Genomic DNA, 10,354 nt, shown 5'->3' on the forward strand with positions numbered 1-10,354 from the left:
AGGGTCTGTCCGATAAACGGTGTTTCCGGCGTTCATCGTCAGAGGTTCTCCGCGGCCGGCATGCGGTCGACGAAGGTGACGGCGAAAGCGTTGAGCGCGGGCTTCCACCGCATGGTCCATCGTGCCTGCCCGGTGCCTTTGGGGTCCAGGCCCCGGGTGACCAGGTAGAGGCACTTCAGGGCGGCCTGCTCGGTCGGGAAGTGACCGCGCACGGTGACCGCCCGCCGGTACCTGGCGTGCAGTGACTCGATGGCGTTGGTGGAAAACAGCACACGGCGGATCTCCACGTCGTAGGCCAGGAAGGGGATGAACTCCTCCCACGCCGCTCTCCACATCTTGGGGATGGCCGGGTAGGGCTTGCCCCACTTCTCCTCCAGCCCCTCGAACGCCGCCCATGCTGCTTCGACCGAGGGTGCGGTGTAGATGCGGCGCAGGTCCTTGGCCAGCTGGTCCCAGTACTTCCGGCTGGCGTAGCGCAGGGTGGCGCGGATCAGGTGGATCACGCAGGCCTGCACGATCGCCTGGGGGAAGACGGCGTTGACGCTGTCGGGCAGTCCTTTGAGTCCGTCGCAGACGATGAAGAACACGTCGCGCACGCCGCGGTTCTTCAGGTCGGCCAGCACGTTCATCCAGAACTTCGCGCTCTCGCCGCCGCCCTGCCCGGCCCACAGGCCCAGGACGTCGCGACGCCCGCCCAGGTCGACGCCGATCGCGGCGTAGAAGGGCTGGTTGCCGACCTGCCCGTCGCGGACCTTGACGTAGATCGCGTCGATGAAGATGGCCGCGTACACCGGTTGCAGCGGCCGGGAGGACCAGGCCGCCATCTCCTCGAGCACCTTGTCCGTGATGCGGGAGACGGTGTCCTTGGAGATGGAGGCGCCGTAGACCTCGTCGAAGTGGGCGCTGATCTCTCCGGTGGTCAGGCCCTTGGCGAACAGGCTGATCGCGACCGCGTCCACGTCGGAGAGGCGTCGTTGGCGCTTCTTGACGATGACCGGTTCGAAGGTTCCGGCCCGGTCCCGCGGGACCGCGATGGTCACCTCCCCGGCCGCGTCAGTGAGCACCGTCTTGGGGCGGGTGCCGTTGCGGATGTTGCCGTTCTCCGTGGTGGGTGCATGGTGTTTCTCGTGTCCGAGGTGCTCGGTCAGCTCCTCTTCCAGGGCTGTCTCCAGGACGGTGGCGGTGATCGACTTGAGCAGCCCGTCCGGGCCGGTCAGGTCCTCACCGCGGGCCCGGGCGGCCTTGACCAGCTCCCGGACCGCGGCCTGTTCCGCCTCGCTGCGCGAGGTCGTCTTCTTCGCCTTCTTCGGCATCGAGCTCACGCTCGTGATCTTCTCGGTCATCGCATGACCTTCCCCGCCAGCTGCGCCGGCGTGTCAGGCCAGAAACACCGTTCGGCGGACAGTCCCTCAGCAGAAGCCCTCGTCGCGTTCAGCATTGCATCTTTGATCCTTGTCGTCGTTCCCGGGCCTAGCGTGCTGTTTGTCATCGGGCGATCGCTGTCCCATGGCAGGCGCGGTGGGGTCTTCAGCGTGCTCGGCAACGAGCTCGGGTCACTTCCGTTGGTGGCGGCCGTGGCTCTGGGGGTGGGAACGGTCGTTGCCCAGTCCGTTGTGCTGTTCACGGTGATCAAGATGCTGGGTGCTGCTTACCTGATCTATCTCGGGGTTCTGGCGATCCGTCATCGTCGAGCAGGTCTCGATACCGACGCTGGGGACAGTCGCCGAGCCCTGAAGTCCTCAACACTGCTGCGGCAGGGGTTCATCGTCGGTGTGACCAATCCCAAGTCCATCGTCTTCTTCGTCGCAGCGCTGCCGCAGTTCGTGAACTTCCATGCCGGCGCCATTTCCGTGCAGATGATGGTTCTGGGCTTCGTCTTCATCTTGATCGCGTTCGTCTGCGATGCTGTCTGGGCTCTGCTGGCCAGTAGTGCTGCCTCGTGGTTCGCTCGGTCTCCGCGTCGTCTGGCCGCGGTGCGTGGGACCGGGGGCGGCATGATGATCGCCTTGGGTGGCAGCCTCGCGCTCACCGGCAACAAGGACTGAGCACATCCGGTTCATTTCCGAGTCCGCACGGGAGTGCGACGGGTCGCGTAGGAGGTTGCGCTGAGCCGGTTCCGGGGCGCTTCCTCTTGACGTTCAGCGTTCAGGTCGTCATCGACGCATGTGCTGCTGGCCGCCGATCGACGGCGTGCTGCCGGAGTGCGCCGTCGACGCCCGCCCCTCAAGCAGTGTCTTGCGTGACGCTTTGCCTTCGACCGCCCGGCTCGTGAGGACCTTCAACCACCTCGGCTTTCACCAGTTGGAGGCGCTCCGGCGGCGGGCCGGCGCCCAGGACCGCACTGACCTCACCATCCGATGATGACGCCCCCGCACTTAGAAGGTCGCCCGCATGGACGATCTCGGCGTCGACCCCGTGCCCGCCGGGTCCTTGAAGGGCAGCGGCGTGCTCGAGCGCGGCGCCGGCGTTCTTCGGCCAACAGCTGGCGGATACGCCGGAGGTGGGCGTCGGTCGGCGGCGTTGTTTGGAGGCATGGGTGATGGGCGCCGGTGAGGAGCTGGCGCGTCCTCTCCCGGGGCCCGCTTGGGCTGGTGGTTACGGTTGGAGCGACTGGAGCACCAGGGCCAGTGGTGCCCATCGGCCGCGTCCGCGGCGGATGGCGGTGTAGGCGCGCAAGGTGACGGGTGGATCGTGTAATGGGATGACGGTCACGGCGGGGTGGGTTGGTTGGTCCAAAGGTAGTAGCCCGACGCCGAGACCGGCGCGGATCAGGTGTTGGACGAGATCGAGGCTGTCGGCCCGGTGGGCGATGACGGGGGCGAAGTCAGCCATCGATGCCAGCGTGCGGACGACGTCCTCGTCCGCGGTGTTGCGTGAGTTGACGATCCACCCGGTGTCTCGGTAGCGGTGGAAGAGCGGAACGGCACCCTCGTGCCTGCGGCTCTCGGTGCTCGGCACGCCCAGGCCCCAGTTCACCGTCCACAGCGGTGCTACTTCCAGCGTGCTGTCGGTCGCGGCCGTGGCGAGGTTGTAGTCGTAGGTCAGCACGAGGTCGACGTCGTCACGGGCCAGCAGGCTGAGGGCTTCGAGTGGTTCGTGCTCATGGATCTGCAGTCGCACTTTGGGGTGACTGGTGGACAGGCCGCCGACCAGTGGAAGCAAGGAGCGGCGGATGGCGGTGGCGAAGCCCGCGATGCGCACCGTGCCGGCGGGTTCCGCCGCGGGGTCCAGGTCGGCCCGGGCGGCATCGACAGCGGCGAGGATGGTGACGGCGTGCTCGGCCAGCCGCTGCCCGGCCGGGGTGAGCCTGACCCGACGCCCGACGGGTTCGAGCAGCGGCGTGCCGACGTCCCGCGCCAGGGCGGCGATCTGTTGGGAGACCGTCGAGGTGGTGACACGAAGGTCGTCGGCCACCTCACGCATGGAGCCGGCACGGGACAGGTGTAGCAACATCTCCAACCGGCGCAGGTCCACGCCACCGATTGTCCATGATTCATGAACGGTGTGTCCATGCTTGCCACGTGGACGCGAACGGTGGATGTCCTGTGCACTGATCGGTATGACGACCACGAGCACGGACCAGATAGCCGCCGGGCTGGGCGCCGCATCGACCGGACGAGCCGGGGCCGTGATGGCGTTGGGATCGATGACCTGCGTGCAGCTGGGCCTGGCAGCCTCGATCGGTCTGATGGACGAGCTCGGCCCGGCCGCGGTGGCATGGCTGCGGCTGGCCTGGGCCGGGGCACTGTTGCTCATCCTGGTCCGGCCGCGCTTGTGGGCCTACACGCGCTCCAGCCTGCTCACCTGCATCGCCCTGGGCGGTGTCACGGCAGGGATCACCATGCTCTTCATGGCCTCGGTCGAACGGTTGCCACTGGGCACCGCCAGCGCGCTGGAGTTCCTCGGACCGCTCGCCGTCGCCGTCGCCCGCGGCCGCGGAGCCGCGCGAGGGTGGGCGCTGGTGGCAGCAGCCGGCGTGCTGCTGCTCACCGAACCCTGGCACGGTGGCGCCGACCCGGTGGGCGTGGCCTACGCGCTGGGCGCCGCGTGCTGCTGGGCGGCGTACATCGTGCTCACCCAGAAGGTCGGAGACCAGCTCGCCGGCGTTCAGGGCCTGGCCATCTCCATGCCCGTCGCGGCCCTGGTGGCCACCGCAGTGGCCGGACCGTCCGTGCTCACCGCCCTGGACCCTCAGATGCTCCTCGCTGGACTGGGCCTGGCACTGCTGCTGCCAGTCATCCCCTTCGCCCTGGAGCTCTCGGCCCTGCGCCGCCTCACCACCGCCGCCTTCGGCACCCTGATGAGCCTGGAACCGGCGATCGCGCTCGTCGTCGGGCTGTTCCTGCTCGGCCAGGTACCGGGCTGGGGCCCCGTCGTGGGTCTCGGCCTTGTCGTGACCGCCGGCGTGGGCGCCGAACGCACAGGCGCGCGCACCGCCCCCTGACCACGAGCCGGTCCGCCTGGGCGGGGGTCCCACCCGCCCTTCCCCACGGCAGAAGCGACGTGCGGCCCAAGGCGCGCGGCAGTCGAAGTCCACACTCCGCGGCAAACGGCGGACGAGCGTGGTCGTCCTCCAGCGGCATGACCATGAGCTCCCTGACGGGGGGCGTCGGACGGTGGGGTCCGCTGCCGGGCTCAGGCTGGCTGCGCGGCGGCTGTTCGGGCCCTGGGAGTGCGAGGCTGGCCAGGGCGGCAGCCACGGCGAGGCCACCTGCCAAGAGCCATGCCGAGGTGTAGTCGCCGGACGCGGCGCGCAGCGCACCGCTGGCCGCGGCTGCGACTCCGGCGCCGATCATGTGGGCGGCGAAGACCCAGCCGAAGACGATCCCACCGCGTTCGGGGCCGAACGCCGCGCGGCACAGCACGACGGTGGGTGGGACGGTCGCGACCCAGTCCAGCCCGAACAGCGCCACCATGACGAGCATCGGCGGATCGATGTCGGGCCCGAGCAGCGCCGGCACGGCCAGCAGCGCCGCCCCGCGCAGGGTGTAGTACACCGCGAGCAGCAGCCGTGGGTCGAACCGGTCGGTCAGCCAGCCCGAGCCGATCGTCCCGACGATGTCGAAGACCCCGACGACGGCGAGCAGCCCGGCGGCCGCGGTGGCGGGCATGCCGTGGTCGTGCGCGGCGGGCACGAAGTGGGTGCTGATGATGCCGTTGGTGGTCCACCCGCAGACGAAGAAGGTCCCGGCCAGCAGGAGGAACGCCCTGGCCCGGCAGGTCTCGCCCAGCACCTGCAGGGCGTGCCCGACGGCGGCGGCGGCGCTGGGTGGTGACGACTCCACAGGCGTGTCCTGCGCCGTCGCACCGTAGGGCAGCGCACCGACGTCGGCGGGCCGGCCGCGCAGCACCACCACCACGGGCGGCAGCAGGGCGGCGCACAGCAGGGCGATCGCGACGGAGGCCGCCCGCCAGCCGAAGGCGTCGACGACGGCAGCCAGCACGGGCAGGAAGATCAGCTGCCCGGTGGCCCAGGCCGCGCCCAGGATCCCCACGACCAGCCCGCGCCTGGCCACGAACCAGCGGTCGGCCACGATCGCGCCGAAGACCAGCGCCACCGAGCCGGTGGCGATGCCGATGACCACGCCCCACAGCACCGCGAGCTGCCAGGGTGCGGTCATGACCGTCGTCCCCAGACAGCCGAACGCGATGAGAACCAGCGCCCACACGGCCATGCGACGCACCCCGACCCGCTCCAGCAACGCCGCGGCGAACGGCGCTGCCACGCCGTAGAGCAGCAGGTTCAGCGACACCGCGATGGACGTCTCGGTGCGGGTCCAGCCGAGGTCCTCCTCCATCGGGACGAGCAGCAGGCTCAGGCTCGACCGGAACGCTGCCGAGGCCAGGAGCACCAGGAAGGTGATCGCGGCCACGGCCCAAGCAGGATGCAACCGCCACGACCGTCGACCCGCGGTCTTCGTCGCCGCTGCCGTCCTTGTCTCCACCACCACACCTCCTGCGCCGACCGTCCGGGTGACTGGTCCGGTGAAAGACTACGTAGAAACCGTTGAAATGGGCTTCCAACGTCATGTCACCGAGCGGGCTGTTGTGGAAGGATCGACCGAATGGATGAGGTAGACCGGAAGATCCTTGCTGAGCTGCAGAACAACGGCCGCCTGACGCTGACCGAGCTCGCCGAACGGGTGCGTCTGAGCCTGTCTCCGTGTCACCGGCGGGTCCGCGCGCTAGAGAGCTCCGGCGCGATCAGCGGCTACCACGCCGTGCTCGACCCAAAGGTCTTCGGACTGGACTTCGAGGCACTGGTCTTCGTCACCCTCAGCATCGGCACCAAGGAGAGCCTGCACGCCTTCGACACCGCCGTCCACGCCGTCCCGAACGTGCTCAGCGCCCAGCGCCTGGTCGGCGATCCCGACTACCTGCTCCACGTCATCACGCGCGACCTGCCCGCCTTTCAACAGCTGTACGACGAGCAGCTGACCACGCTGCCCGGGATAGCGCCTCACCACGACCCTCGTCATGAAAAACGTCGTCCACGGACGCCAGCTGCCCCTTTAACCTCAGACGTGCCAGCCTCACCTTTGGGGCAGCGAGAATCGCTGCCGGTACGACGTCGGCGTGGTGGCGTAGGTCGCGATGAAGTTCTGCCTGAACGTCACCACGCTGGTGAAGCCACAGTCAGTAGCGATGCGGGCGACGGGCCAGGTCGTCGTTTCCAGGAGGCGCCGTGCTTCGTCCAGGCGTCGGGCCATCACCCAACGCGCAGGGGTTGTCCCGGTGACTTCGGCGAACCGACGGGTGAAGTTGCGCCTGCTCATGCGAGCGTGGGCCGCTAACTCATCGACGGTGAGGGGGTGGTCGAGGTGGGCCAGTGCCCAGTCCATGGTCGGGGCCAGGTGCCCGACGCCGCCGGGCTGGGGCATCGGGCGGTCGACGTACTGTGCCTGGTCGCCCTCGCGGTGTGGGGCCACGACGAGGTTGCGCGCGACGGTCGCGGCGGCGGCAGAGCCCAGCTGGGAGCGGACGATGTGCAGGCAGGCGTCGATCGCAGAGGCGGTGCCGGCCGAGGTGAGGACGTCGCCGTGGTCGAGGTAGAGCGCGCCCGGGTCGACCCTGACCTGGGGGCGACGGCGTGCGAGCTGCTCGGCGGCGCCCCAATGGGTGACGACGTCCCGGCCGTCGAGCAGTCCGCTGTCCACCACCGGGAAGGCGCCCAGACACAGTCCCGCAACCTGGCTCCCTCGGGCCTGTGCACTCCGGATCCTGCCGGTCAGCGCGGCTTCCGTGGGCGGCAGGTCGCTCGGCCAGGACGGGAACACCAGCAGGTCGGCGTCATCGACCGCGTCGGGGCCTCTGACGCCCTCAACCCGCGGGCCTTCGACGGTCCGGATGCCGCGCCCGTCCAAAGTCCACACGACCGGGTCCCACCCCTCGGCCAGGCCCTGACGGCCCACCTCGCCGAAGACCAGCAACGGGGCAGCGAGATGGAACATGGTGATGCCGTCGAAGGCGTAGACAGCGATCCGCACTCGTGTCCCGATCTCATCGAAGGATGTCTTCCGAGCCACTCACGATAGCGCGGCGACCCAGGTCATGGTGAAGTTCGCCCCCGAACGTCAGCCACCAAGAGGAGAACACCATGACCGCTCCCCGCCGAGCACTCATCGTCGTCGACGTCCAGCAGGAGTACTTCACCGGGACTCTGCAGATTCAGGCCCCATCACGGGACAAGACGCTGGCCAACAGCGTCGCCGCCCTCGAGGTCGCACAGCAGCACGACCTGCCCGTGGTCGTCGTGCAGCACGAGCTCCCGCAGGGTGCACCCGTCTTCGCCCTGGGCAGCGAGAGCTGGTCGCTCCACCCCGAGATCGAGCAGCGCCTGAGCCCGGCCTGGAAGCGCGTCACCAAGGCCAAGGGCAGCGCCTTTGCGGGCACCGATGTCGCCCAGTGGCTGGCTGAGCAGAACGTGGACACCATCACGATCGTGGGCTACATGACCAACAACTGCGACATCGCCACGGCCATCGGTGCAGAGGAACACGGCTTCGCGGCCGAGATCCTCTCCGACGCCACGGGCGCCATCCACCTGGCGAACGAGGCAGGCAAGGTCTCCGCTGACCAGCTGCACGAAACCCTTCTCATACTCCTGCACTCCAACTTCGCCGCTGTCGCAACCACCGAGGCATGGACTGCGGCCGTCACCGCCGGAGAAGCCCTACCCAAGAGCGATCTTGGTACCTCCGCCATGCAAGGCCGCGCCGCTTTCAGCGCCTGACCGACGCCCAGGCACGGAGTCCCTGGCACGCCAGTCCGGGGGGAGGGGGCAAGCAGGTCACAGTTCGTGCCCGCACTTGAAGAACCGTTCCACTGCGCCTCGTCGCCCGGACGGCCGGCAAATGCCGGGCGTAGCGCCCCTGGCGGTGGAGCTCTTCATGTCTGCCAGCGGGCGCCGCATCTACCGACATCGGGTTCAGCCCGTACACGGTGTAGCCGGCCGCGACCAGCGCCACGACCCACTGGCCGCGGTCGGTCTCGATGCCAATCACCACCTGGGCGACCGCCTCGGCCGGGTCCAGGTCGGCTCACTCCGCCGGTGCGTGCTCGGCGACCAATGCGTGCACCTTGGTCACCCGCCCAAGCCCTTCGGCAATCCTCTCCTTGCCAAATCCCTGGTCGTCGGCGAGCTCGACCTCTTGGTGGTCCTCGGCCCATTCATCGCCCACGTACCACATCGACTTCTCTTCCTGCGCCTCGTCATGATCCATTGTCAGCACCGTGGAGGAGGACTCCCGGCGAGCTAATGGTCAAGTGCTCACCCGAACCATCCGGGGGCACGTCACCCCAGCCGCCGGTCACGCCTCCTCGGGACCGGCGAGCGCACGGTCTGCCGCAAGGCCTTGACAAGCGGAAGCGAGGAGTGCTTGCCCGCCGGCCGCTACCGGAACGAGCCGGCCAGAGGATCGGTACAACCCATTAGAGGCGTGCACCTTCGAGCTTAGAATCGGCAGCCAGGCGCTCCTGGCGTTCCCTCGCACCGGAAGGATCCTCCTTGCCCAGGATAAACGAGTTCGGTCAGCCCGTCGGCGACCCTGTGCCTGGCTGGGCATCTGCTCCGCTCCCATCGGAGCATGTGCTGAGCGGGAGGTTCTGCACACTCCAACGTCTCGACCCAGACCGGCACGCGGTGGATTTGTATGCCGCACTCGCGTCGGCTAGCGATGACCGTGCTTGGACTTACATGGCTTTCGGACCGTTTCCATCGTTTGACAGCTACCACCAGTGGTCGGTCGCCGCCGCCGATAGCGCGGACCCCCGGCACTACGCCCTCATCGACGCAGCGACTAGCCGGGCGCTCGGCACCCTCGCGCTCATGCGCCATGACCCGGCTAATGGAGTCATCGAAGTCGGCTCCATCGTCTTGTCCCATGTCGTGCAACGCACAGCGGCGGCGACCGAGGCGCAGTTTCTCCTCATGCGCTACGTCTTCGAGGACCTGGGATACCGGCGCTACGAGTGGAAGTGCGACAGCCTCAACGAACCGTCACGGAAGGCTGCCGAACGACTAGGGTTCACATACGAAGGCACCTTTGGCCAGGCCATGGTATACAAGGGCCGCAATCGCGACACGGCGTGGTACGCCCTTACGGATAAGGAATGGCCCGCCGTTCGCGCCGCTTTCGAGACTTGGCTCAACCCCGCCAACTTTGACTCGCAAGGACGCCAGCGCAACAAACTCCGAACCCGATGACCGGCCTGGCATGATGTGCGCACCCAGCGATCACACCGCTCCAGGCCTCCTTCGTTGATAGAGAGTGGGAGACGGCCAGCAGACTCCCGACCCAGGTCGGGGAGCGTTCCGCCACAAGGGCGCGATTTCCGAGGTGCGGCAGTTCCGGTCGCTCTGAGAGGACCTCAGGCTGGCCTCGGGCGCCATGGTCCCGGCTGCGGCCCGAGAATCCACGCGGTGTCTCCACGGCTGATCTCGACCTGCTCGAGCCACTGGACAGCGAACGGCACGTCCCCGCCGTTGCCCTCCGAAGAACGGACGTGCTCCGCCTCCGCGCCAGCGATGAAGCCGTCAAAGAAGTCCTGGACTGGCCTCTCAACCGGCCCGCCGAGGATTACGTGTACGAGGGCGCGGACATCTTGGGACGGGTTCCACCGGGCGAAGTACGTTCCTGTGACGAAGCCATCGTTGGCGGCCTCCATTGCCGCGGCGGCCTGCGCATCTGGGGAGTCGCTCATCACCGGATCCTATGGCGGGGCGGTTCGTAGCGGCCGCCTTGTCGCGGCCGGATTTCTCGGTCGGGGCAGGGAGCGACGTTACGACCAGCGGCATGGTCGGACGCTACGCGTTCACAGCGGCATGGTCGGACGCTACGCGTTCACAGCGGCA

The 10,354-nt window shown here is 68.3% G+C and carries 9 protein-coding genes and 2 pseudogenes; 5 read left to right on the forward strand and 6 right to left on the reverse strand.

The window, feature by feature from the left end; genetic code table 11:
* Positions 1-38: 38 nt before the first annotated feature.
* Positions 39-1,313, reverse strand: a complete 1,275-nt coding sequence (locus K330_RS0102035) for an IS256 family transposase (RefSeq protein WP_029202215.1) — start codon at positions 1,311-1,313, stop codon at positions 39-41.
* Between the two features lie 33 nt (positions 1,314-1,346).
* On the opposite strand from K330_RS0102035, the gene K330_RS0102040 reads away from it, so the two are divergent.
* Positions 1,347-2,045, forward strand: a complete 699-nt coding sequence (locus tag K330_RS0102040) for a LysE family translocator (RefSeq protein WP_022920192.1) — start codon at positions 1,347-1,349, stop codon at positions 2,043-2,045.
* Positions 2,046-2,595: 550 nt separating this feature from the next.
* On the opposite strand, the gene K330_RS0102050 is transcribed toward K330_RS0102040, so the two are convergent.
* Complete coding sequence (locus tag K330_RS0102050) at positions 2,596-3,474, reverse strand: LysR family transcriptional regulator (RefSeq protein WP_022920194.1); 879 nt, start codon at positions 3,472-3,474, stop codon at positions 2,596-2,598.
* Between the two features lie 85 nt (positions 3,475-3,559).
* On the opposite strand from K330_RS0102050, the gene K330_RS0102055 reads away from it, so the two are divergent.
* Complete coding sequence (locus K330_RS0102055; RefSeq protein ID WP_022920195.1) at positions 3,560-4,444, forward strand: EamA family transporter; 885 nt, start codon at positions 3,560-3,562, stop codon at positions 4,442-4,444.
* A 343-nt stretch (positions 4,445-4,787) separates the two neighbouring features.
* On the opposite strand, the pseudogene K330_RS24125 reads toward K330_RS0102055, so the two are convergent.
* Positions 4,788-5,951: pseudogene (locus K330_RS24125) on the reverse strand (MFS transporter); the annotation flags it as partial.
* A 114-nt stretch (positions 5,952-6,065) separates the two neighbouring features.
* On the opposite strand from K330_RS24125, the pseudogene K330_RS23095 reads away from it, so the two are divergent.
* Positions 6,066-6,398, forward strand: a pseudogene (locus K330_RS23095) (Lrp/AsnC family transcriptional regulator); the annotation flags it as partial.
* A 135-nt stretch (positions 6,399-6,533) separates the two neighbouring features.
* On the opposite strand, the gene K330_RS0102070 reads toward K330_RS23095, so the two are convergent.
* The gene (locus tag K330_RS0102070) at positions 6,534-7,487 is read right to left on the reverse strand and encodes a GlxA family transcriptional regulator (protein ID WP_022920198.1); all 954 of its coding nucleotides are present in this window, start codon (positions 7,485-7,487) and stop codon (positions 6,534-6,536) included.
* A gap of 110 nt (positions 7,488-7,597) precedes the next feature.
* Here K330_RS0102070 and K330_RS0102075 point away from each other — a divergent pair, with 110 nt between their 5' ends.
* On the forward strand, positions 7,598-8,233 hold the full coding sequence (locus K330_RS0102075) for an isochorismatase family protein (RefSeq protein ID WP_022920199.1): 636 nt from the start codon (positions 7,598-7,600) through the stop codon (positions 8,231-8,233).
* A gap of 307 nt (positions 8,234-8,540) precedes the next feature.
* On the opposite strand, the gene K330_RS0102080 is transcribed toward K330_RS0102075, so the two are convergent.
* On the reverse strand, positions 8,541-8,723 hold the full coding sequence (locus K330_RS0102080) for a hypothetical protein (protein WP_022920200.1): 183 nt from the start codon (positions 8,721-8,723) through the stop codon (positions 8,541-8,543).
* 365 nt (positions 8,724-9,088) lie between these two features.
* Between K330_RS0102080 and K330_RS18560 the strand changes: the two genes are divergently transcribed.
* Positions 9,089-9,706: a GNAT family N-acetyltransferase gene (locus tag K330_RS18560; protein WP_272944671.1), complete on the forward strand. Its 618-nt coding sequence runs from the start codon at positions 9,089-9,091 to the stop codon at positions 9,704-9,706.
* A 164-nt stretch (positions 9,707-9,870) separates the two neighbouring features.
* Here the strand turns inward: K330_RS18560 and K330_RS0102090 are convergent, their stop codons facing one another.
* The gene (locus tag K330_RS0102090; RefSeq protein WP_022920202.1) at positions 9,871-10,203 is read right to left on the reverse strand and encodes a hypothetical protein; all 333 of its coding nucleotides are present in this window, start codon (positions 10,201-10,203) and stop codon (positions 9,871-9,873) included.
* Positions 10,204-10,354: the final 151 nt, after the last annotated feature.

The sequence above is a fragment of the Ornithinimicrobium pekingense DSM 21552 genome (genome assembly GCF_000421185.1).
GTDB lineage: Bacteria > Actinomycetota > Actinomycetes > Actinomycetales > Dermatophilaceae > Ornithinicoccus > Ornithinicoccus pekingensis.

What these genes read in the sequence shown, in the direction of transcription:
- K330_RS0102040 (WP_022920192.1), top strand. Translation starts at nt 1,347, where the DNA reads ATGACCTTCCCCGCCAGCTGCGCCGGCGTGTCAGGCCAGAAACACCGT.
- K330_RS0102075 (WP_022920199.1), top strand. Translation starts at nt 7,598, where the DNA reads ATGACCGCTCCCCGCCGAGCACTCATCGTCGTCGACGTCCAGCAGGAG.
- K330_RS0102080 (WP_022920200.1), bottom strand. Translation starts at nt 8,723, where the DNA reads ATGGATCATGACGAGGCGCAGGAAGAGAAGTCGATGTGGTACGTGGGC.
- K330_RS0102035 (WP_029202215.1), bottom strand. Translation starts at nt 1,313, where the DNA reads ATGCCGAAGAAGGCGAAGAAGACGACCTCGCGCAGCGAGGCGGAACAG.
- K330_RS0102055 (WP_022920195.1), top strand. Translation starts at nt 3,560, where the DNA reads ATGACGACCACGAGCACGGACCAGATAGCCGCCGGGCTGGGCGCCGCA.
- K330_RS0102090 (WP_022920202.1), bottom strand. Translation starts at nt 10,203, where the DNA reads ATGAGCGACTCCCCAGATGCGCAGGCCGCCGCGGCAATGGAGGCCGCC.